22 protein-coding genes and 1 tRNA gene are annotated in these 22,850 nt (G+C 56.2%); 16 read left to right on the top strand and 7 right to left on the bottom strand.

Annotation, left to right across the window (positions count from 1 at the left end; all coding sequences use genetic code 11):
• The coding region (nadD, locus tag Q0F21_RS00975) for a nicotinate (nicotinamide) nucleotide adenylyltransferase (RefSeq protein WP_297236514.1) at positions 1 to 560 on the bottom strand (560 nt) is incomplete at its 3' end.
• A 3-nt stretch (positions 561 to 563) separates the two neighbouring features.
• The gene (gmk, locus tag Q0F21_RS00970) at positions 564 to 1,139 is read right to left on the bottom strand and encodes a guanylate kinase (RefSeq protein ID WP_297236512.1); all 576 of its coding nucleotides are present in this window, start codon (positions 1,137 to 1,139) and stop codon (positions 564 to 566) included.
• Between the two features lie 453 nt (positions 1,140 to 1,592).
• On the opposite strand from gmk, the gene thrS reads away from it, so the two are divergent.
• From thrS to Q0F21_RS00890, 16 genes are all read left to right on the top strand, one after another.
• Complete coding sequence (thrS, locus tag Q0F21_RS00965) at positions 1,593 to 3,599, top strand: threonine--tRNA ligase (RefSeq protein ID WP_297236510.1); 2,007 nt, start codon at positions 1,593 to 1,595, stop codon at positions 3,597 to 3,599.
• A gap of 109 nt (positions 3,600 to 3,708) precedes the next feature.
• Positions 3,709 to 4,347 (top strand): translation initiation factor IF-3, encoded by a 639-nt coding sequence (infC, locus tag Q0F21_RS00960; RefSeq protein WP_297236508.1) that lies wholly within the window; start codon positions 3,709 to 3,711, stop codon positions 4,345 to 4,347.
• A 60-nt stretch (positions 4,348 to 4,407) separates the two neighbouring features.
• Complete coding sequence (gene rpmI / locus Q0F21_RS00955; RefSeq protein ID WP_018107146.1) at positions 4,408 to 4,605, top strand: 50S ribosomal protein L35; 198 nt, start codon at positions 4,408 to 4,410, stop codon at positions 4,603 to 4,605.
• 98 nt (positions 4,606 to 4,703) lie between these two features.
• Positions 4,704 to 5,051, top strand: a complete 348-nt coding sequence (rplT, locus tag Q0F21_RS00950; RefSeq protein WP_018107145.1) for a 50S ribosomal protein L20 — start codon at positions 4,704 to 4,706, stop codon at positions 5,049 to 5,051.
• Between the two features lie 142 nt (positions 5,052 to 5,193).
• On the top strand, positions 5,194 to 5,910 hold the full coding sequence (locus Q0F21_RS00945) for a pyridoxine 5'-phosphate synthase (protein ID WP_297236506.1): 717 nt from the start codon (positions 5,194 to 5,196) through the stop codon (positions 5,908 to 5,910).
• Between the two features lie 44 nt (positions 5,911 to 5,954).
• Positions 5,955 to 6,680: a MotA/TolQ/ExbB proton channel family protein gene (locus Q0F21_RS00940; RefSeq protein WP_297236504.1), complete on the top strand. Its 726-nt coding sequence runs from the start codon at positions 5,955 to 5,957 to the stop codon at positions 6,678 to 6,680.
• Positions 6,680 to 7,093, top strand: coding sequence for a biopolymer transporter ExbD (locus Q0F21_RS00935; protein ID WP_297131308.1), 414 nt, complete (start codon positions 6,680 to 6,682; stop codon positions 7,091 to 7,093). The genes Q0F21_RS00940 and Q0F21_RS00935 overlap by 1 nt, the downstream gene beginning before the upstream one ends.
• A gap of 21 nt (positions 7,094 to 7,114) precedes the next feature.
• Positions 7,115 to 7,954 (top strand): TonB family protein, encoded by an 840-nt coding sequence (locus Q0F21_RS00930; RefSeq protein WP_288965745.1) that lies wholly within the window; start codon positions 7,115 to 7,117, stop codon positions 7,952 to 7,954.
• A 20-nt stretch (positions 7,955 to 7,974) separates the two neighbouring features.
• Positions 7,975 to 8,550: a DJ-1 family glyoxalase III gene (locus Q0F21_RS00925; protein ID WP_297236501.1), complete on the top strand. Its 576-nt coding sequence runs from the start codon at positions 7,975 to 7,977 to the stop codon at positions 8,548 to 8,550.
• An 18-nt stretch (positions 8,551 to 8,568) separates the two neighbouring features.
• Positions 8,569 to 10,062, top strand: coding sequence for a cysteine--tRNA ligase (cysS, locus tag Q0F21_RS00920; protein ID WP_297236499.1), 1,494 nt, complete (start codon positions 8,569 to 8,571; stop codon positions 10,060 to 10,062).
• A gap of 287 nt (positions 10,063 to 10,349) precedes the next feature.
• Positions 10,350 to 10,423, top strand: a tRNA-Arg gene (locus Q0F21_RS00915).
• Between the two features lie 102 nt (positions 10,424 to 10,525).
• Positions 10,526 to 10,717, top strand: coding sequence for a hypothetical protein (locus Q0F21_RS00910; protein ID WP_297236497.1), 192 nt, complete (start codon positions 10,526 to 10,528; stop codon positions 10,715 to 10,717).
• Positions 10,718 to 10,890: 173 nt separating this feature from the next.
• Positions 10,891 to 12,438, top strand: coding sequence for an NAD(P)H-hydrate dehydratase (locus Q0F21_RS00905; protein WP_297236495.1), 1,548 nt, complete (start codon positions 10,891 to 10,893; stop codon positions 12,436 to 12,438).
• Positions 12,439 to 12,480: 42 nt separating this feature from the next.
• Entirely contained in the window at positions 12,481 to 13,146 is a 666-nt protein-coding gene (locus tag Q0F21_RS00900; RefSeq protein ID WP_297236493.1) for a rhomboid family intramembrane serine protease, read from the top strand.
• Positions 13,147 to 13,154: 8 nt separating this feature from the next.
• Positions 13,155 to 14,270: an endonuclease/exonuclease/phosphatase family protein gene (locus tag Q0F21_RS00895; RefSeq protein ID WP_297236491.1), complete on the top strand. Its 1,116-nt coding sequence runs from the start codon at positions 13,155 to 13,157 to the stop codon at positions 14,268 to 14,270.
• Positions 14,271 to 14,276: 6 nt separating this feature from the next.
• Positions 14,277 to 15,152, top strand: a complete 876-nt coding sequence (locus tag Q0F21_RS00890; RefSeq protein WP_297236489.1) for a phosphatidate cytidylyltransferase — start codon at positions 14,277 to 14,279, stop codon at positions 15,150 to 15,152.
• Between the two features lie 3 nt (positions 15,153 to 15,155).
• On the opposite strand, the gene Q0F21_RS00885 is transcribed toward Q0F21_RS00890, so the two are convergent.
• The 5 genes from Q0F21_RS00885 to Q0F21_RS00865 all read right to left on the bottom strand — a co-directional run bounded on the left by Q0F21_RS00885 (position 15,156) and on the right by Q0F21_RS00865 (position 22,661).
• Positions 15,156 to 15,686 (bottom strand): hypothetical protein, encoded by a 531-nt coding sequence (locus Q0F21_RS00885; RefSeq protein ID WP_297236487.1) that lies wholly within the window; start codon positions 15,684 to 15,686, stop codon positions 15,156 to 15,158.
• 12 nt (positions 15,687 to 15,698) lie between these two features.
• Complete coding sequence (gene murA, locus Q0F21_RS00880) at positions 15,699 to 17,009, bottom strand: UDP-N-acetylglucosamine 1-carboxyvinyltransferase (protein ID WP_297236485.1); 1,311 nt, start codon at positions 17,007 to 17,009, stop codon at positions 15,699 to 15,701.
• 5 nt (positions 17,010 to 17,014) lie between these two features.
• Positions 17,015 to 17,689 carry a DUF4290 domain-containing protein gene (locus Q0F21_RS00875; protein ID WP_297236483.1) on the bottom strand — a complete coding sequence of 225 codons (675 nt, stop codon included), beginning with the start codon at positions 17,687 to 17,689 and terminating at the stop codon, positions 17,015 to 17,017.
• A gap of 5 nt (positions 17,690 to 17,694) precedes the next feature.
• Positions 17,695 to 19,050 carry a glucose-6-phosphate isomerase gene (locus Q0F21_RS00870; protein ID WP_297236482.1) on the bottom strand — a complete coding sequence of 452 codons (1,356 nt, stop codon included), beginning with the start codon at positions 19,048 to 19,050 and terminating at the stop codon, positions 17,695 to 17,697.
• 350 nt (positions 19,051 to 19,400) lie between these two features.
• The gene (locus Q0F21_RS00865) at positions 19,401 to 22,661 is read right to left on the bottom strand and encodes a S41 family peptidase (protein ID WP_297236480.1); all 3,261 of its coding nucleotides are present in this window, start codon (positions 22,659 to 22,661) and stop codon (positions 19,401 to 19,403) included.
• Positions 22,662 to 22,850 lie beyond the last annotated feature (189 nt).

Here is a 22,850-nt window from a genome sequence, read left to right as displayed (position 1 = left end):
GGGTCATCGATAGAGGTGGCGAGGAGATAGGGGAGATCCTTCCCCTCCTCGAGACGCTCTCTGATGTCTGTCGAGGATACCTCGTACGTCGGCACATCGTCGATCACTCGCGTCCGCGCCGGCATCTCAAAGCCCTCCGGCAGGTGGTATCCCGGTCGCGGGTAGACCAGTATGTCGGTCGTCTGGGTCAGTTCATCGCTGTGGTACCACTTATGGAGCCAGAGCAGGCTGTCGAGCCCCATCAGGAGGGTAAAGTGGCTGCCCGGGTACTTCTCGTGGAGGTACTGCATCGTCCGGAGGGTGTAATTGGGCTGTGGCAGCTCCCACTCATCGAGGCTCAGGCGGATCTTCGGGTGCTCTCGCAGGAGATTCTCCGCCCAGCGCCGCCTGAAGTCATCCGGCAGCAACAGGTTATCCTCCTTGAAGGGATTGCTCGGCGTTAGCGAAAACCACAGCTCATCGAAGCGGTCCCGCATCTGCTCGATGATGTAATTGGCGAGGCAGAGGTGCCCTATGTGTAAGGGGCTGTAGGAGCCGGGGTAGAAGAGTATCTCGCGCATCTGTCACACGTCGGTAGAGAGGAAGTCCTCGATCGTACGAGCTGCAGCCTGACACGCCTCCTCGAGGTTATCATTCACGACGACCGCATCGTACTTGGGAGCAAAAGAGAGCTCAGTCTCCGCCTTAGCGAGCCTTCGCTCGATCACCTCAGGGGCATCTGTCCCCCTCCGTTCTAGTCGCTCACGCAGCCGTTCGATGCTGGGGGGCTGGATGAAGAGCGTCAGTGCTCTGTCGCCATAGATCTTCTTGACATTGAGTCCCCCCTGCACGTCTATGTCGAGGATAACATTCTCTCCCCGATCCAGCGTCCGGTCCACCTCGCTCCGAAGCGTCCCATAGAAGCATCCCGGATAGACCTCCTCGTATTCCAGGAAGTCTCCCTCACTGATCCGCTTCCTGAAGTCCTCCTCCGTGAGGAAGTAGTACTCGACGCCATCCTGCTCGCTGCCGCGCGGCTTGCGCGAGGTGGCAGAGATGGAGAAGCGGCCCCGGAGGCCATACTCACTCATAAGCTTATTGATGATCGTGCTCTTGCCCGAGCCGCTGGGGGCGGAGAAAATGATTAGCTTGCCTTGCATGTGGGGAGTCAAAAGTGAATGGTACTATCTATCTCAAGTCAAAGGTACCAACTTTTTGCCGTCTCCCCTTTTTTATATCCCTCTTCCGGCGCCGGCAAATCAGGTGGCGAGAAGAAGCCCTAAACTAATACCGGTATTAGTGATCACTATAGTCGGTATTAGTCGACACTATTACCGGTAATAGATGAATCTAATATCGGTAAAAGATTTGTCGGAGTGCTAACTGCTGATTTCCAGATCTGTGGCTGGTCTTCGCCCGGCTCCTAAAATAGGGTTATGACTCTTTGGCGGGATCGGGTGTGCTTGACCTTTTTTAGTAGCGGGATTTCTCGTCATCCTCCTTATTCAGACCTCGTCTCTTGATTTTATCGGTCTTATCGGATTACGGCAAAAGTTTGTACCTTTGTCTATTAAAGATAGTAAAATCAGACAGTAGATCAATCCATATAGATCATGGCAAATATCACAATTACATTTCCGGACGGGTCTCAGAAGGAGGCTCCCAAGGGGGTAACCAGTCAGCAGCTGGCGGCAGAGATCAGCCCACAGCTGGCTAAGAAGATCCTCGTGGCGAGGGTGAATGGTAAGCTGTGGGATGTGATGCGTCCCATAGAGGAGGATGCGCGGGTGCAGTTCTTCACCTGGGATGATGACGAGGGGAAGCATGCCTTCTGGCACACCTCGGCACACCTGACCGCCGAGGCACTTCAGGAGCTCTATCCCGGGGTGAAATTTGCCATCGGTCCTGCCGTGGATGACGGCTACTACTACGATGTCGATATGACGGAGACCGGCACCACGCTGACGGAGAGCGACCTGCCTAAGCTGGAGAAGCGTATCATGGAGCTCGCCAAGGAGGATCAGCCGCTGATCCGTCAGGAGATCTCCAAAGAGGATGCCCTCCACCACTGGACAGAGGAGGATAAGGATCCCTACAAGGTAGAGCTGATCCAGGACCTCGAGGATGGGACGATAAGCACCTACACCTGCGGCAACTTCGTCGATCTCTGCCGTGGACCCCATATCCCAAGTACCGGTCTGATCAAGGCGGTCAAGCTCACCAAGCTCGCCGGCGCCTACTGGCGTGGGGACGAGAATCGTCAGATGCTGACCCGTATCTATGGTGTCACCTTCCCCAAGGCGAAGATGCTTGACGAGTATCTGCAGATGGTGGAGGAGGCAAAGCTCCGTGACCACCGCAAGATCGGTAAGGAGCTGGAGCTCTTTACCTTCTCGAGCGAGGTGGGACCCGGTCTGCCTCTCTGGCTCCCGCGCGGTACACAGCTTCGTCTGACCCTGCAGCGCTTCCTGGAGCGTGTCCAGGAGACCTATGGCTACCAGCAGGTGATGACACCTCATATCGGTAGCAAGCAGCTCTATGTCACCTCCGGTCACTGGGCGAAGTACGGCAAGGACTCCTTCCGCCCCATCACCACGCCACAGGAGGGTGAGGAGTATATGCTCAAGCCTATGAATTGCCCTCACCACTGCATTGTCTTCCGGAGCAAGCCCCACTCCTACCGGGATCTGCCGGTGCGGGTTGCGGAGTTTGGTACCGTGTATCGCTACGAGCAGAGCGGTGAGCTCCACGGGCTGACGCGCGTGAGAGGCTTCACGCAGGATGATGCGCATATCTTCTGCCGCCCTGATCAGATCAAGGAGGAGTTTGAGCGCGTGATGGACATTATATATATTGTCTTCAAGACCCTGGAGTTCAAGTCCTTCGAGGCTCAGATCTCGCTCCGAGATCCTAATAATAAGGAGAAGTATATCGGATCGGACGAGAACTGGGAGAAGGCCGAGAGTGCCATCATCGAGGTCTGCAAGGATCGCGGTGTCAAGGCGAAGTTGGTCGAGGGTGAGGCTGCCTTTTATGGTCCTAAGCTCGATTTTATGGTCAAGGATGCCATTGGGCGCAAGTGGCAGCTTGGTACCATCCAGGTGGACTACAATCTCCCGGAGCGCTTCCAGCTCGAGTACACCGGTGAGGATGGTCAGCTACACCGTCCGGTGATGCTGCACCGTGCTCCCTTCGGCTCTATCGAGCGCTTCGTCGCCGTCCTCTGCGAGAATACGGCAGGCAAGTTCCCCCTCTGGCTCTGCCCCGACCAGGTGGCAGTCCTCCCCGTGTCGGAGAAGTATCTCGACTATGCCTATAAGGTGGAGGATGAGCTGAAGGCGAAGGGTATCCGCGTCAAGGTCGACGATCGGGACGAGAAGCTCGGTAAGAAGATCCGAGAGACAGAGCTGATGCGCATCCCCTACCTCTTGATCGTTGGCGAGAAGGAGGAGTCCGAGGGCACTGTTTCTATTCGCAAACAAGGTGAAGGCGAGCAGGGTACGGAAAAAATTAGTACCTTTGCCGACGCTGTGGCTCAGGAAATCTACCAGCAGACTCATCAGTGGGAGCATACTGATGAGGCTCAGAAGGCCTTTGCTCACCAGCACGATAAGGAATAATAGACTGATAACTACAGGCTTAGTCGTCCTTCATACCTATCTCGCGAGGGGTAGGGGACGATGATGACCGTCACGTAACTATATTTTTCAGACCTCAAGAAGAGACTTAATGTCCGCAAGAAGACAGCCAAATAGTCGCGGAAGTCGCGACGATGATAACTCCAACCGTATCAACGAGCAGATCCGTGCTCGTGAGGTGCGTGTCGTAGGAGACAACGTGGAGCAAGGGATCTACACCATCCAGGAGGCTCGCCGCATGGCGCAGCAGCAGGAGCTGGATCTCGTGGAGATTTCGCCCAATGCAGATCCCCCTGTCTGTAAGATCTTGGACTACCAGAAGTTTCTCTATCAGCAGAAGAAGAAGGCTAAGGAGCAGAAGGCTAACCAGGTCAAGACGACGCTCAAGGAGATCCGCTTCGGACCTCAGACGGACGACCATGACTACAGCTTCAAGCTCCGCCATGCTATCAGCTTCCTGCAGGAGGGCAGTAAGGTCCGTGCTTATGTCTTCTTCCGCGGTCGGTCCATAGTCTTTAAGGACCAGGGGAAGCTACTCCTCCTTCGCTTTGCTAATGATCTCGAGGAGTATGCTCGGGTGGATCAGCTGCCTAAGCTGGAGGGTAAGCGTATGAGCATGCTCTTCTCTCCCAAGAAGGGAGTCGCTAAGAAGAAAGGTGACGACCGTAGTAACAATAATAATCACACCTCTGATGAGGGCTCTGACGCAAAGCCGGATGAGGAGGCGTAATAACGACCACGGCGGGAGCCGCGGCAATCACTAATTTATACATTAATAATCCATCAAGTCATGCCTAAGGTTAAGACTAATTGCGGTGCTAAGAAGAGATTTTCTCTCACCGGATCAGGAAAAATCAAGCGTAAGCATGCTTACAAGAGCCACCTCCTGGCATGTAAGTCCAAGAGGCAGAAGCGTGATCTCACCAATAACGGGCTGGTACATAAGTCCAATGAGCGTGGGGTCAAGAAACTGCTTGGACTTGCATAAGTAAGCCTCGACTACGTAAGATTTTAGTAACAGGATGATGAGCAGAGAAGTGCGGAGAGTAATGATCCGCCGCTTATGTCCACACAAATTTTAGAATCATGTCAAGATCAGTCAATCATGCCGCCTCCAAGGCGCGGCGCAAGAGAATCCTCAAGCAGACCCGTGGCTACTATGGCGCACGTCGTAATGTCTGGACGGTAGCTAAGAATACCTGGGAGAAGGGTCTTACCTACGCTTACCGCGATCGTAAGGTCAAGAAGCGCACCTTCCGTGCCCTCTGGATCCAGCGTATCAATGCAGCTGCACGTCAGGAGGGGCTCTCCTACTCTAAGCTCATGGGTATGCTCCACGAGAAGGGTATCGAGATCAATCGTAAGGTCCTCGCTGACCTGGCGATGAATCACCAGGAGGCTTTCAAGGCGATCGTGGATAAGGCTAAGGCCTAATCCTTCGTCTCAGTAATAGACTCGCATAAGAGCAGCATCGTAGTCCCTACGGTGCTGCTCTTTGTGACGTGATCCGATAAGACAACACACTTGACTTGGAAAAGTGTTATCTTTGTGTCTATCGTAATCATATACCGTAATCATGACTCTATTTAGCGTCAATATCAATAAAGTCGCCACTCTCCGGAATGCCCGAGGCGAGAATCGCCCGGACATCATCCAGGTGGCTAAGGACCTCCAGAGGATGGGGGCGCAGGGGATTACTGTCCATCCCCGACCCGACGAGCGGCACATTAAGTACGCCGACGTGCCGGCGCTGAGGCAGGTGGTCGACACGGAGTACAATATCGAGGGCTACCCCTCGGAGGACTTCCTTAGTCTCGTTACTCAGGTAGGTCCCGATCAAGTGACGCTGGTGCCGGATGCACCGGATGCGCTGACGAGCAGTGCCGGATGGGACGTGGAGTCGCACTTTGACGAGCTGGAGAAGATCATCGACCGACTTCATAGGGCGGGCATCCGCGCCTCGATCTTTGTGGATACCGACCTGGATAATCTCGCTGCCGCTCGGAGTGTGGGTGCGGATCGGGTGGAGATGTACACGAAGCCCTATGCCGACCTCTACCCGACACATCCGGAGGAGGCGGTTCAGCCCTTTGTCGCCTGTGCGAGACGGGCCAAGGAGCTGGGGCTCGGAGTCAATGCCGGTCACGACCTCAGTCTCGATAATCTGGCTCTCCTGCACAAGTGTATCCCCGAGCTGGATGAGGTCTCTATCGGTCATGCGGTGATCTGCGAGGCTCTCTATGAGGGATTTGAGACCGTGGTACGCAAGTATCTCGAGATCCTCAGCAAGTGAGACAAGCTTAGTATCGTAAACAAATCATATCAGAATAATATCAGATGAATTTCCTTCAAATAACGGCAGACACTCTGCCTCAGCTCTCTCAGGTGGCCGGATCTGCCGTCACCGATACGGAGACGATGAATCTGTGGGACCTGGCTGTCAAGGGAGGCTGGATCATGATTGTCCTGCTGCTTCTCTCGATCCTCGCCTGCTATATCTTCGTGGAGAGGGTGCTTTTCTACAATAAGGCAAGCAAGAGCAATCCATCCTTTATCGAGAAGACCCGCGACTACATCCGTGAGGGTAAGCTCGAGTCTGCCAAGGATCTCTGCGAAGCTGAGAACACTCCCGGTGCCAGGATGATCTCCAAGGGAATCGATCGCCTGGGACGCCCGACTGAGGAGATCATGGCTGCGATAGAGAATGTGGGAAATCTCGAGGTGCAACGCTTGGAGAAGTCTCTGCCTCTCCTCGCCACCGTTGCCTCCGGTGCGCCGATGATCGGCTTCCTCGGCACGGTGACCGGTATGATCCGCGCCTTCTACAATATGGCGCAGGCCGGAGCTAATGTCGATGTCTCCCTGCTCTCGTCCGGTATCTATGAGGCGCTGGTGACGACCGTTGGTGGTCTGATCGTCGGTATCCTCGCGCTCTTTGCCTACAATTACCTCACGACAAGGGTGGACAAGATCGTCTCCAAGTCTGAGTCTGAGGCTCTCGACTTCATGGATCTGCTCAATGAGCCCACCGTCACTTCTGCACGAAAGGGAGGAATACACTGATGAAGCTCAAGCGTAGATCAAAGGCAATAGGAGACTTTAGCATGGCGTCGATGACCGACGTCATCTTCCTGCTCCTGATCTTCTTCATGGTCTCGAGCACGCTGGTCGTGCCGAGCGCCCTGAGGGTCCTACTGCCCCGGAGCTCCCAGCAGACCAATGCCCGCCCCGTCACCCGTGTCACCATCACACCGGAGGGGGAGTACTTCGTCGGCATAGGTAATGGGGAGGATCGGCAGGTGACCTTCGACGAGATTGATCCCTTCCTGCAGGAGACCCTGGATCAGAATCCTGATATGTTCGTCGCCCTCTATGCGGATGAGGGTGTGCCGTACGGCGAGGTGGTGAAGGTGCTGAATATTGCGGTCGAGAACCGCTATCAGATGGTCCTCGCCACACGACCGCTCAAGGAGTAATCATGGCTCAAGCAAAGTACCGTGGAGGACGATAAGAGAAAAAAGCGGCAATGGATCTCAGCAGCAACCGCAGTGGGGATACACATCCTCGCCGTGGGGCTGCTCTTCGTCATCCTCATGCCTCCGATCAAGGTTCCTGACCTGCCGGCAGGGATCCTGGTCTCCATAGGCAATATGGCTGAGGCTGAGGGGACCTACGATCCGCACGAGATCATCCCACCAGAGGAGGTGGAGCCTGTAGAGCCGACTCCCACACCGCCCGACGAGGATCTGCTGACGCAGGACCTGCCGGAGGCTCCGGAGGTGAAGCAGGTCCAGCGGCAGGAGCCGAAGAAGGAGCAGGTGAAGAAAAAGGACACCCGTGCCGAGCAGGAGAAGCGGCGCCAGGACCGTCTCCGCGAGGAGCAGAAGAAGCGTGAGGCTGCCGAGGCTAAGCGTAAGGCTGAGATCGCCGGAAAGGTGGCAGGTGCTCTGGGGAATGCTCAGAATGCCTCCGGATCGGGAACCACTCCGTCCGGCTCCACCTCAGGCTATGAGGGCTCGCCGTCAGGCAATGTGACCGGCGGCGGTGCCGGCTCAGGAGTGGCAGGCTTCGGGGGCTGGTCACTTGCCGGACGTGACATTGTGGGAGGACTGAAGCGACCCGACTTCACAAAGAATGTGGAGGGACGCATCGTCGTCGCCATTACTGTCAATAGTAGTGGAAACGTCATCGCCGCCACGATCGCCCCCGGTACCACCATCGGAGACTACTCCATGCAGCAGAGTGCGATCAAGGCCGCCAAGGCGACGCGCTTCAGTCGAGCCGATCAGGTGAATAACCAGCGAGGCAAGATTACATACAAGTACGAGCTCCACTGAGCTCTTTAGATCAAGAAATTATGTCAAAGACAGCTTATATTATCCTAGCAGATGGATTTGAGGAGACCGAGGCGATGGGAGCATGGGATGCTCTCCGTCGCGGAGGTGTGGAGGCGAGCTTCGTCTCCATCAATGAGACGACCGCTGTAGAGGGCGCTCACGGGCTCCGCTTTACTGCCGATCATACGATCGAAGAGATCCGGAATCACCCCGCCGATGCGATCGCTCTGCCCGGTGGAGCTACCGGTACAGAGAATCTCTATCAGAGCGAAAAGGTCAGAGAGCTGATCACTACCCAGCTCTCTGACGGTCGTCTGGTAGGCGCCATGTGTGCCGCTCCCTCCGTGCTGGGGCGTATGGGTGTCCTGCGTGGCAAGCGAGCCACCGCTTACCCGGGATGGGAGAAGTACCTCGAGGGTGCTGAGGTCGTCGACGCGGAGGCTGTGGTGGACGGACAGATCATCACCGCAAGGGGTCCGCGCTACTGCTTTGCCTACGGTGTGGCGATCCTGTCGCAGCTCGAGGGAAGTGAGACAGCTGCTAAGGTGGCTCATGGCTTGCTTCTGGATGAGAGTGTGGAGCCGCTGAAGTTGTAATCTGAGGAGAAGAGTCTTATGGAGATCAATAAGGAAGAGATAAGGACGGGACTTAAGTTCTACAACACTGAGGATCGCAAGCTGGAGGACTTCCAGCCGCTCCAGTCGCCGCACGTCGGCATGTATGTCTGCGGCCCGACGGTCTACGGAGATGCCCACCTGGGGCATGCCCGACCGGGGGTCACCTTCGACATCCTATTCAGGTACCTGTCGCACCTGGATTATAAGGTCCGCTATGTCCGCAATATCACCGATGTCGGCCACCTGGAGCACGACTCTGATGATGGCGAGGACAAGATTGCGAAGAAGGCACGACTCGAGCAGATCGAGCCAATGGAGGTGGTGCAGCACTATCTGACTGCCTATCATCACAATATGGAGGCGCTCAACGTCCTCCCTCCCTCCATCGAACCGATGGCGAGTGCCCACATCCAGGAGCAGATCGAGCTGACTCAGCAGATCTTAGACAATGGCTTTGCCTATGTCTCGGGTGGATCGGTCTACTTCGATGTTGAGAAGTACGACAAGAAGTACAATTATGGTCGCCTCTCCGGTCGCAATGTAGAGGATATGCGGGCGAATACGAGACAGCTCGCCGGCCAGGATGAGAAGCGCAACCCCCTCGATTTTGCCCTATGGAAGGAAGCCTCCCCGGAACACATCATGAAGTGGAAGAGTCCCTGGGGCATCGGCTTCCCCGGCTGGCACTGCGAGTGCACCGCGATGGGACGCAAGTATCTGGGGGATCAGTTTGACATCCACGGTGGTGGACTGGATCTGGTCTTTCCTCACCACGAGTGTGAGATCGCCCAGTCGGTCGCCTCGATGGGTCATCCGATGGTCCGCTACTGGCTGCACAATAACCTGATCACCATCAACGGTCAGAAGATGGGCAAGAGCCTCGGCAACTTCATCACCCTGGATGAGGTCTTCAGCGGTAAGCACAAGCTCCTCGATCAGGCCTATGATCCGATGACGGTTCGCTTCTTCGTCTTGATGGCTCACTACCGCAGTCAGCTCGACTTCAGCAACCAGGCGCTGCAGGCTGCGGAGAAGGGGCTGACCCGACTCCACGAGGCCTACAAGGCACTCGACTCGCTCAAGCCTGCCGACGCTCAGAGCGCCGAGGTGAGGGACTTCATCCACGCCTCTTATGACCACCTCAATGATGATCTCAATACTCCGAAGGTAGTGGCAGAGCTCTTCGATGCCGCTCGGGTGATCAATACCGCCAAGAATGGCGATCAGCCGCTCACGGAGGAGCAGATCGCCGACCTGCGTCAGCTCTTTGATACCTTCCTCTATGGTGTGCTCGGTATGCGTCGCACCGGTGCCGGTCTCTCCTCTCAGCATCAGGAGGCATTTGACGGAGCGATGGATCTCCTCCTGGACCTTCGTCAGCAGGCTAAGGACAGGAAGGAGTGGACCGTCTCCGATGAGATCAGGGATCGCCTGACGGCGCTTGGCTTTGTTATCAAGGACACCAAGGACGGCGCTGAGTGGTCGATCTGACCTTGACTTTCCCTCTCACTATTACCGGTATTAGATTTCTCTAATACCGGTAATAGTTTTGTCTAATACCGGTAATAGATGCAACTAATACCGGTAATAGAAATGGCGATCTCTATCCGGCTGATACTCGCACCCTTATGGAGCCCTCTGTACAGCTGCCTTCCGCCGGCGGTGACAGAGATGATGTGAGATGCTGTACTTGAGGGCGATTGCCATGCAAAAGGGGATAAATAGGCTCGATATATCGAGAGAATTGTCTACCTTTGCAGTATAGAGGGGGAGAAAAGGGCCCGGTAGCTCAGCTGAATAGAGTGTCAGATTCCGGATCTGAAGGTCATGGGTTTGAATCCCATCCGGGTCACTCGATACATTTGTTGCGAAGTCGGTACGTGTACGTGCCGGTACCCCGAATTATTTCGCTACATTTGTGACAGAATAATAAAAAACCAAACAGACATCTATCATGAATTTCCTGAAATACCTAGGGACCCTCGTCATGCTTATCGGGGCCGGAGTGCTGGTCTTCATCGGTATTACCGGTGGTGCACAGGCAAATATAGGACTATTCGTAGGACTCGGTCTCATCCTCCTCGGCTATGTCCTCCACATCGTGCTGGACAAGAAGGCTTCCGAGCAGGAGCGTTTGCATAACTGAGCCATCCCTCTCCTCTCCTTCCCGACGTAGAGCAGAGCACTTCTGTCCTACAGATGGTAGAGGACCAATATTTCAAAGAAAATGAGATAGAGGAGCGGTGTATCCGGAGACACTGGGTGCGCCGCTCCTCTTCGAGTTATATCACATCACTAATCACGCGGACTTAGCGGACCATGCTTAAAATACTCAACGATCAGACTACTCAGAGACTGGTAGCCGGTGCTATGGAGGGCGTCGGCGCCCTGGATGAGCATCAGCTCGCGGAGAGGCTTGCAGATGCCTTCATGACACAGCTGCAGCGAGAGCTGAGGTCGAGACAGCACCTGATCGTCTTTGCCGGTCCGAGTATGGCGGGAGCTGTGTCGCTGCTTTCGGCAGTAACGCTCAATATGCTGGGACACACTACCGAGGTCATCCTGCTCAATGACAGTGGCTCGGGTGTCCTGCCGGAGGTGGTCTCCTGGGCCAAGACTCGAGTGCTGGAGTCCGGTCTCGAGCTGCGTGAGGTGAGTCAGGACTTTGCCCCACCCAAGATGGATAGCCGATCGATCGTCATCGATGGCATCTGCGGTACGGAGCAGCGGGGGCGCTTTACCGGTAGTCTGGCGAATGTCTGCCGATTTATAAATAAGAAGCACCCCTTTACCATCTCTCTCGATATGCCTTCCGGTCTCTGCGCCGAGGATAATGGGGATAATGACCCGGATGCAGTCATTCATGCTGATGTGACCTACGCCTTTCACTCTCCCAAGCTCGCCTTCTTCCTCAGGGAAAATGCGGCACTCGTGGGCGACTGGAAGGTGCTAAGCATAGGTCTGGACGACAACTCCCTCGCAAGCGACGTCCGATACTACCTCCTCGAGGACGGAGACATGGAGGGGGCCTTCGGCTCACGCAAGCGATTTACCAATAAGTACGACTACGGTCGGACGCTACTCATCGCCGGATCTAAGGGGATGATGGGTGCCTCTATCCTTGCGGCAAGGGCTGCGATGCGAGCCGGTACAGGACATCTCACTGTACATCTCCCCGCCGGTGCCGATACGATGATGCACCTCGCCGTCCCTGAGGCGCTGGTTACGGAGGATCAGTCGACGGAGGGCTTCACAGGTACAAGTGAGGACCTAAGTCACTATGATGCGATCGCCGTGGGACCCGGTCTGGGTCGGAGCGATGCTACCGGTCGTGCACTCATGGAGCTCATCGAGAGCAGCAATCGTCCGATGATCCTCGATGCCGATGCACTCTACCACCTCTCCAAGTGTCCGGAGAAGCTCAGCGTCCTCACCGCCGGCTCGATCCTCACACCCCATGCGGGGGAGTTCGATCGCCTCTTCGGCCCCTCCGAGAGCGACTACGAGCGGCTGATGAGAGCGATCGAGATGGCCTCTCGTTATGCATGCTATATCGTACTCAAGGGTCCCTTTACCGCCACCTGTACTCCGAGAGGGCGGGTGATCATCAACTCGTCCGGCAATCCCGGTCTCGCCACGGCCGGCACAGGAGATGTGCTGACCGGGATCATCCTGGCACTGCTGGGCAAGGGGATCAAGCCACTGCATGCCTGCGTGGAGTCGGTATTTATCCATGGCTATGCAGCTGATCTCTATCGGAATGAGGCGTCTGAGGAGACGCTGACGGCGTCCGATGTAATCGATCGAATCCCGATGGTGTACAAGGGATTTCAGGACTACTCCTCGCCCTGGGACAGGACCCTCTGAGTAGAAGAGGTAAGAGAATAGGCAAAAGACAATTTATAAAATATGCGAATAGGAGACTCGGCTCTCATGCCACCGGTGACGATGTCACTGATATGCGTCAATGGAGTAATGCTGGTCGCCCTCTGGCTCTGTCAGAGAGTGGGTATAGATCTCAATTTCTTCCTCGGTCTGCACTACTGGCAGGCGCCGAGCTTCAAGCTCTACCAGTTTGTGACCTACATGTTTATGCATGGTGGGTTCAGCCACTTCTTCTTCAATATGTTTGCCCTCTGGATGTTCGGTACAGTGATCGAGCGGACCTGGGGTGCGGAGCGGTACCTGATCTACTACTTTGTCTGCGGTCTGGGTGCGGCACTGGTGCAGGAGATCGTCTGGGGCATCGGGATGTCTCCCGCCGCACTGGCATACTATGGGGACTACTTGATCACTGTGGGAGCGAGTGGGGCGATCTTCGGGATCCTGCTCGCCTTCGGGATGCTGTACCCCAATACACCGCTCTTCATCATGTTTATCCCCATCCCGATCAAGGCTAAGTGGATGGTGATCGGCTACGGCATCATGGAGCTCTTCGCCGGGGTCTCGCAGACGGGAGACAATGTCGCACACTTCGCCCATCTCGGCGGGATGATATTTGGCTTCTTCCTCATTAAGTACTGGCGCAAGCGTGATAAGAAACGGGTACGTGATGGGGTGCAGGAGTTTTTCTGAGACAGCCCATGGGCGATCGGAGACATAGAGTCAGTCTACTGAGCGCGACCGGGAAGCTTATCTGGCTGGTCGTGATGGCGGTGGCATTTCTCCTCTACGGGGGAGCGCTGCTCTCTCCCGTCGTCTCCCCGCTGAAGACTCAGATCCCTGCGTTTCTCAATCTCTCCTTCCCCGTCCTCTTGCTCGGCATCGTGCTCCTGCTCGTCTGCGCTCTCATCATGAGGCTCTGGCGGTCAGCTGTTGCCTGTCTGCTGCTACTGCTGCTGAGCGGGGGCTATATACTGACCTACTTCCCGCTGCACCGCACCTCGCTGAGTGAGGAGAGAGACCTGAGGGTCGTCTCGTACAATGTCGCCAACATGGCACTCACGGACGAGGAGGGTGTCCCACGCGCTCTCCGGATCCTCGAGGGGTCTGATGCGGACGTCATCTGCCTGCAGGAGGGGATCTCTCCCGAGCAGATAGGGCGGTATGGGAAGAAGTGCCGGCAATTCCTCTCGCGCTATCCGTATCGCCGATTCTACGCTGACGACCGGCTGCTTCTCCTCAGCCGGTTCGACATCATTGATGGCGGTATGATTGACTACAAGTCTTACGCCAACGGCTCTGCCTGGTACCTCCTTCGCATCTCGCCCGATCGGTCATTGCTTCTCGTCAATAACCATATGGAGAGTTACAGTCTGGGTAGTGAGGAGAAGGAGACCTTCCGAGGCTATCTGACCAAACCGAGTCTCGAGGAGATGAAGAACCGACTCCTGGCGATCAAGCGGCGGCTGGGACCATCGCTCAACGTACGAGCCGGTGCCGCGAATGCTGTGCGGGACAAGGTGAGATCGCTCCAGCGTGACCTTGCACCTACTTATACCATCATCTGTGGTGACTTCAATGACACACCCATGTCCTATTGCTACTCCCGGATCCGGGATGACCGAAGCGATGCCTTCGTACAGACCGGAAGGGGGATGGGGGTATCATTTAATGAGCCACTCTATGCATTTAGAATCGATCACCTCTTCTACGAAGGTCCGCTGAGAGCCATGGCTGCAGAGATCCCGAGTCATAAGGACTGCAGCGATCACAATCCGCTCTTGGTGGACTTCAAGACCCTGGATACAAAAGAATAAGCTCCCATGTCAAGTAAAGTCAGATCTTTTCTCGCCCGCCTGATCACCGGAGTGCTCTACGTCTCGGTGATACTCTTCGGGATACTGACCGACTCGGTCAATATGATGGCTGCGATCTTTGCCATCCTTACCTCCTTTGCCACCTACGAGTATCAGACCATTACTCAGGTCAATAGGTACTTCCCGATCCTCAAGACGGTGCATGCGGTGATGGCAGGTGTACTCTTCTTTATCATCTTCAACGTCATCTCTCAGGGCTATACCTACAAGCACCTGCTGATTGCAGTCCTGCCGTATGTCGCCTACTACCTCTTCTACATCATCACGGAACTCTTCCGGAGACGTCCACGGGCGATCGAGGAGATAGCGCACGCCTTCTTCTCACACCTCTATACGACGGTTCCTTTCGGCGCGATGATGTTGCTCTGCTATATGGCTCCGGAGGATACGGGGCAGTACATGCTGAGCTTCGACCACACGTTCTGGCTACTGCCGATATTTGTATTTATCTGGCTCAATGACTCCGGCGCCTACTGCGTCGGTAGTATGATCGGCAAGCATCAGATGGCGCCGCACATTTCTCCGCACAAGACGGTCGAGGGACTGCTGGGTGGTATTGCTTTCACGCTGCTGGGAGCGGTAGCCTTCTATTACTTCTTTCCGGCGGTGACCAGTTTGGTCAATTGGCTGATCCTTGCCGCCATAGTCGGTTTCTTTGCCACTTGCGGGGATCTCTTTGAGAGCTTGCTGAAGCGCTGCTATGACGTGAAGGACTCCGGGCATATACTCCCGGGACACGGAGGCATACTGGATCGCATCGACAGTACGATCCTCGCGGCACCTCCCGCATTTATCTACATTATCCTCTTTATCTACCTCTGACGGTTAGCCGAGTAGTCCCTCTGGCAGCGTAAGGCGGAGGATATGGTGCTCCTCATCCAGCGCCTCTACCCACTCTGCTACCCAGGGGAGTAGGTGCTCTGAGCCATCGTCCGACCGCACGCTCAGCAGCACATTGGCGGTGCTGTCGTCGTACCGCTCCACTACGCCGAGATAGGCATCGTCGTTGGAGCTGTAGACTCTCCAACCGAGCAGACTCCGGTAGTCCCTGCTCTCATCCTGAGTCAGGTCGTGCTGCTCACCCGGAGCGGCGAAGGTGGGGCAGCCGCGGTAGCGCTCTGCCGTCTCCACATCATCCACACCGGAGACCTTTACGACCACTTGGCCACTCCGATCCACTAACTCCTCGATCTCAAAGGGAACCTTGATCCCCTCTATCTCGATGAAGATAAAGTCGTCCAGCGCCGTCTCCGGGAAGGAGTCGACGATGAAGTCCCCGGTCGTCCCATACGGCTTAAGTATGGGACCGAGGGCAATGTAGTGCTCAGGCAGTGCCCTGAGATCGGTAGGTTTCATCGGTGGAAGTCTTTAGTCGATGCGGCTTATCGAGGCACCGATGGCATTCAGCCGCTTATCGATATTCTGATAACCGCGGTCGATCTGCTCGATGTTATTGATCCGGCTGGTACCGCTTGCGGACATGGCGGCGATAAGGAGTGCAATACCGGCACGTATATCCGGTGAGTCCATCGTCGCGGCGCGGAAGGGGTGCGCCCGATCCAGTCCGATGACCGCCGCTCTGTGCGGATCGCAGAGGATGATCTGAGCACCAATGTCGATCAGCTTGTCGACGAAGAAGAGCCGGCTCTCAAACATCTTCTGATGGAAGAGTACGCTCCCTCTCGCCTGCGTCGCCGCCACCAGCATCACGCTGATGAGGTCCGGAGAGAGTCCCGGCCAGGGTGCGTCAGCAATCGTCAGTATGGAGCCGTCCATAAAGGTGTCGATCTCATAGTGCTCCTGTGCCGGGATAAAGAGGTCATCCCCCCTCATCTCGGTTCGGATCCCGAGCCGCTCAAAGGCGCGCGGGATCATCGCCATCTCCTCTATGTGAGGATTGACGATCGTCAGCTCTGAGGCGGTCATGGCAGCCATGCCGATGAAGCTCCCCACCTCGATCATATCCGGCAGGATCCGGTGGCTTGCCCCACCGAGATGGCTGACTCCCTCGATGGTCAGCCTATTGCTTGCGCCGCCCTCGATCTTAGCCCCCATCGAGATCAGCAGTCGGCAGAGCTGCTGAATGTAGGGCTCGCAGGCGGCATTGTAGATCGTGGTGGTACCCTCCGCCAGCACTGCCGCCATGATGATATTGGCAGTGCCGGTAATGGACGCCTCGTCCAATAGCAAATACTTCCCGTGGAGACCCTCCTTGGCTCTAAGGGAAAAGAGCTCCCTATCCTCGTCGTAGTCAAAGGAGGCTCCCAGGTTAATGAACCCCTGGAAGTGGGTATCCAGGCGTCGGCGTCCAATCTTATCTCCTCCCGGCTTGGTGATCGCCGCCTTGCCGAAGCGCGAGAGCAGAGGACCTACCAGCAGGATCGATCCCCGCAGCTTGCGACACTTTGTGAGAAACTCCTCCGAGTAGGCGAAGTCCAGATTGACGTCATCAGCCTGGAAGCAGTAGGTGTCCTCACTCTCCTTCGTCACCTTGACGCCCAGGTCCATCATCAGACGGATGAGATTCATCACGTCCAGGATATCCGGGACGTTGGCGATGCGGACCTCTTGGTCGGTGAGCAGAGCTGCGGAGATGACCTGGAGAGCTTCATTCTTAGCTCCCTGCGGGACGAGGGTTCCCCTCATCTGCCGACCGCCCTCTATGACAAATGCGCCCATGATACTTATCGTCTTTTCTTCTTATTACGATTTCCTCCCTTATTCCCTCGTCCCCGGTTGTTATTCTTCCGGTTATTATTGTTACTCTTCTGAGGGTTATTGCCGGACGGAGCTGTGAGAGCCCCTGCCTCCGGTAACGTGCAGATATGCTCATCGAGGTAGATCTCGCCCTTGGAGAGCTCGTACAGGTCGGCAAAGATCTTGGAGTCGGCGACAGAGGACTTATTCCAGCTGCAGTACTGACGCTTCATCTCCACGGCAGTGACCCTCGCCAGCTCATCTCGCTCCTCTCCCTCCGGCAGACCCTTGACGATCTCCACCATACGCTCTATCACATGACCGTAGTGGCGGTAGATCGGGGGCCTCTGGGTATTGTCGTCCAGCCTCCGGACCATCGGCTCCTCGTACTCCTCCTGAGAGGTGACGGGGTAGGGGAAGTCCACCTCCAGTCTGAAGCGGGACATGATATAAAGGTGATCCCACAGCACCTGCTCGAAGTCCTCTCGATCCTTGTCCGTCGTAGCAAAGGAGCGCATCGTGTCGATGATCGTCTCGGCACACTGCTGACGGGTCGCCGGATCCTCGATCTCAACACAGCGGTCGACCATATTCTGGATATTACGTCCGTACTGAGGGAGGATCAGCGGCTTGGCGTCGTTTTCCTTGTAGTCTTGTAGCATATATCTTATTTCTTCTTGTCGAGACGGGTCCGGATCTTCTTGGTCTCCTCCTCGTAGCCGGGCTTACCTAGGAGCGCAAACATATTCCGCTTATACTCCTCCACACCGGGTTGGTTGAAGGGATTGACGCCCAGGATATAGCCACTGATTCCGACCGACTTCTCGAAGAAGTAGAAGAGCTGACCAATGTAGTACTCGCTCAGCTCCGGGAGCTCGAGACGCATCACCGGCACGTCCCCATCGAGGTGGGCAAGGATGGTACCGGTCTCCGCATTCTTATTGACGAAGTCGACCTGCTTCCCGGCGAGGTAATTGAGCCCGTCGAGATTGTCCTTATCCTCAGGTACGACGACGGAGCGGCGCGGTCTCGTGACGCTCACAAAGGTCTCGAAGAGATTTCGCTCCCCCTGCTGGATCATCTGACCGATCGAGTGAAGGTCGGTGGTAAAGTCTGCCAGGGTGGGGAAGATACCCTTCCCGTCCTTCCCCTCGCTCTCGGCGAAGAGCTGCTTCCACCACTCACCTATGTAGTGGAAGCGGGGGTTGAAGTTATTCAGGATCTCGATCACCTTACCGTGGCGGTAGAGGGCGTTGCGGGTCGCTGCGTAGCGCACCGCCATATTCTCCTCGCCCGTGGCATTGCGCCCGATATGCTTCTCCATATCCTGAGCACCTCTCACGAGAGACCGGATGTCGCAGCCGGCAGCCGCCAGCGGCACCAGTCCCACCGGTGTGAGGACAGTGAAGCGTCCGCCTACCGGATCCGGGATGACGAAGGTCTTATAGCCCTCATCATCGGAGAGCTTGCGTAGAGCTCCCTTGTGTGCATCGGTGATCGCAATGATGTGCTTGCGTGCAAAGTCGACCCCCTCCTGTGCCTCCAGGAGCTCCTTCAGCAGTCGGAAGGCAATAGATGGCTCAGTCGTGGTGCCGCTCTTGGAGATATTGATAATGCCAAACTTCCGACCCCTCAGGAGGTCGATCAGCTCGGCGAGGTAGTCCTCGCTCACCTGATTGCCGGCAAAGAGAAGTCTGGGACCGCTCTGCTCCTTATAGTCAGCAAAGGAGTCTCTCACCCCATCGTAGACCGCCCGGATCCCGAGGTAGGAGCCGCCGATACCGACAGAGACCACGAAGTCGCACTCCTCTCGGAGAGGCTTCACGGCGGTCTCGATCTCGGTCATGATCTCATCGGTGATCGAGGAGGGTAGGGAGACCCATCCGAGGAAGTCGTTCCCGGGGCGATCGCCGACGTATAGTGACTCATGCGCAGCATCCGCCTCCCGGAGGAGAGAGTGATACTCAGCCAGCAGCTCGTCGCTGCATAGGGCGTTAGTGATGTCGAGAGAGATAAAGTCCATATGTGCTCGTATCTTCATTCATTGTTTTACTTATACGCAAATATACCTATAATCTCTTCTTGTCTTCGGATCTGCGGGAAAAGTTTGCAAGACAGTCCGAGGGACTTCACCCTCCACGGGCAGGAGGTCCTTCTTCAGGCTCACTCTATGATTTCTGTGGCATCCGATCCGGGGCATTTCTATTACCGATATTAGTGATGACTAATACCGGTAATAGTGATGACTAATACCGGTAATAGATCGAAGCCACTTCAGACACCTCCGATACCTTTATCGGACAGCAAAAAAAAGAAGCCCTGTCGGAGGACTCTCCGGCAGGGCTTCTTAGGATAGGTCGGGGTTAGTCCGGCTTACTTTACTTCAGCTCGAAGTACCTCGACGGCGCGCTTGATCTGGGTGTCACGACCCTGAAGCGCCTCGTTGAAGTCCAGGGGCTGCTTGACATCCGGCTCTACCTGATGGTTCTCGAGGTAGTAGCCATCCTTCGTCATGTAGCCGATGGCGGGGACGCCGAAGTAGATGGCGGGGTTCTGGAGGGTGATCCAATTCACGCTCGACATGGTTCCCGCAACCGGCATACCGACGATCTTACCGATCTTCATCGTCTGGTAGACCCATGGGGTGCCGTGGGCATTGGAGTAGTCCGCCTCGCAGGTGACCATGACGCTCGGCTTAGTCCAGCGGCGTGATGGCATCGGACAGTAGTCGCGTCCCTTCGTCATCTGTTCCAGATACTTGGTCCCGGTGAAGAGTACCTCGATGTCCTCGTGGAGACGGCCACCGCCATTATTACGGATGTCGATCACGATGCCGTCGCAGTTATAGTACTTCCCAAGGGCATCGGAGTAGACCTTGCGGAAGCTCTCGTCATCCATCGAGGGGATGTGGACGTAGCCGAGCTTGCCGTCAGAGAGCTTCTTTACCTCCTCGGCACGCTGAGATACCCAGCGCTTGTAGAGTAGGTCGCTGAGTCTGCCGGAGGAGATGGGCTTGATCGTCTCCTCCCAGCGTGCGCCGGTCTTCGGGCAGTAGAGGGAGATGAGGGTCTCGCGGCCGACCTTACCCCTCAGGAGGGGGAAGTAGTCAGTCTTTGCGTCGATCTTCTCGCCATCGATGGCAGTGATGTAGTCACCGGCCTCGACCTTGGAGCGGAAGGTGTCGAATGGACCACCGATGACCACTTCGTCGATCTTGAGACCCTTGTCGGAGGGTGTCCAGTCGAGGAAGAGTCCCAGCTCTGCGGTGGAGGGACTACTGATCGGTCCTCTGTAGCCGCTGCCGGTATGGGAGACATTCAGCTCGCCGAGGAGCTCAGAGAGCATGTCGGAGAAGTCCTGATCATTGGTGATATAGGGGAGGAACTTCTCGTAGTGGTCGGTCAGCTCGGGCCAGTTGGCTCCATTGATGTTGGTGATGTCCTCGTAGAAGATCCTCTCTCCCTCCTCGCGGCGTACGTAGTCGTACTCGAAGCGGCGCTCGTCAGCGGGACGGAGTTTCATGCGGGCGTCGTAGGAGACAGACTCTATCTTCTCGCTCGGGAGAGACATCTTCTTCATATCCCTTGAGCCGATCATGAAGATCTTGTCCCCCTTGCTGTCGGGCATAAAGTTGTAGAAGGGACCGTCGAGCTTCTTGAGCAGCTCTACATCGCCCTTGCGGAGGTCCTTCTTCCATAGGTCGTATCCACCCTCGAAGGCAGACATATAGTAGAGTGTCTCTCCGTCAGAGGTGATGAAGGCATCACCGAGCTCTGAGGAGACGGGGGTGAGGCGCAGGATGCGGTGGTCGATATTGTCGAGCTCGACACGGATATCCTTCGTGGTGTCGTCCTCCTTCTCGGCTTTCTTGTCGTCCTTCTTGGCCTGCTCTTTCTCCTGCTCCTTAGCCTTCTTCTCCGCGTCGGAGAGGAGCTTGTACTCCTCCTCGTCGAGGACGAACTTGTCGTAGCTCTCGCGATTGAGGAAGACGATCATCACGTCATTCATCGAGCCCCAGGAGGCGTGGTTGCGCATACCGTACTGCTCGGAGGTGTAGATGATCGCATTGCCATCCATCACGAAGCGGGGACCCATGGCGAAGTAGCCGGACTGGGTGAGGTTGTGGATCTCAGGATTGGTCTCGGTCGCACTGACGAGGGCGACATCGTAGTAGGGGTTGTGGCCGTTGTCGACGATGCTCATGGCGATCCACTTGCTGTCGGGTGACCAGGTGAAGTCGATCTGTCCGTCGCGCTCTACCTGATACCGTCCGTCGGTGATCTGGCGCTCCCGCTTGGTCTCGGTATTGTAGATCACGAGACGGCTGCGATCCTTGAGGTAAGCGAGGTCCTTGCCGTTGGGGGCAAATTGGGGGCAGGTCTTCTCCGACTTGTCGCCGGGGATGAGGAGCTTCTCGTCGATCAGTGTGCTGTGGGGGAAGTCCGGATCCTCGCTTCGCTTGATGGTGGCGACGTAAAGGTCGCTCTTGCCATTGCGCTCACTCGCATAGACGATCGTGCGGTTGTCGCCAAAGGTGACATCGCTCTCGGCTGCGGGGGTATTGGTGATGCGCTTTGTCGTGGTGTAGTCCGCCGAAGTGACGAAGACCTCACCGCGGATCACGAAGGCGACCTGCTTGCCGTCCGGGGAGATGGAGGCGGAGGTGATACCGGAGCGGAGTGTGATCTCCTGCTCGGGCTCCTCGACGTAGTCGCTGAGGATGCTCACCTGCACGCGCTGCGGCTGGGCGCCGGGGCGGAGGGTGTAGATCTCGCCGTCATACCCGTAGCAGAGGGTGCCGTCGGCAGCAGAGGAGAGGAAGCGGACCGGGTGGTCGGTGTAGGAGGTAAGTTGCTTGACATTCTGACCATCGACGGAGGCGGAGAAGATGTTGAAGCAGCTCTTTGCGCCACGCTCACTGAGGAAGTAGAGCGTCTTGCCGTCAGCTGAGAGAACCGGGTTACGATCCTCACCCTTCCAGGTGACGATGGGGGTGTACTTCTTACTCTTGAAGTCATACCGCACGATGTCACGGGTGACGGAGGAGGTGTGGTGCTTGCGCCACTCATTCTCCATCCCCTTATTGTCCTCATAGATCAGTCCTGATCCGTCGGGGAGAAGTACGCCTGCTGCGAGAGGCGTCGGCATCACCATCTCCGTTCGTCCGCCCTCGGCGGGGATGCGGTAGAGCTCGTTGTATCGTCCGGGGAAGATGGCACTGGACGCAGGATCCTGGATGTGGGCTGCGTAGAGGATGTGCTTGCCGTCGAGACTCCAGGAGATGGGCTTCTCGCTTGTACTGTGAGTGGTGACACGCTTCGCCTGACCGCCACGGGCGTCCATGACGTAGATGTCCTCTCGCCCATCGGTGCGGGTGCTGACGAAAGCGAGCTTAGAGCCGTCCGGGCTCCACATGGGACGATAGTCGTACCCCTCTGAGGTGGTGAGGCGTCGTGCCGTGCCGCCCTGAGTGGCGACGCTGAAGAGGTCCCCCTGGTAGGAGAAGGCGATCTCCTTGCCATCCGGAGAGATGGCGGGATAGCGCATCCAGAGAGGTCTCTGCTCCTGAGCGGAGAGTATGGTCGCCGCTGTCAGTGCGACGCTTACCGTCAGGATGATCTTCCTTAGATTCATTTCGATTACAGTTAAGTGGTTTGATGTGATATGAGTCTGGCTTAGCCTCCCCCGTGACTTTTGCAAAAATAGTGAATTTATGGCAATGTGGGACTCCTCACTCGCCGTCCCTCGCTCGGATTGCGCGAGAGTGTGCCAAATAAGTATATTTGTGCAGTAATCGGAATGATCACACACGAGAGCGAGATA

This window comes from uncultured Porphyromonas sp. (assembly GCF_934359325.1).
In the GTDB taxonomy this organism is placed as follows: Bacteria; Bacteroidota; Bacteroidia; order Bacteroidales; family Porphyromonadaceae; genus Porphyromonas_A.
The sequence above is the reverse complement of the archived record's forward strand: the minus strand, read 5'-3'. Positions and strand labels throughout refer to the sequence as shown.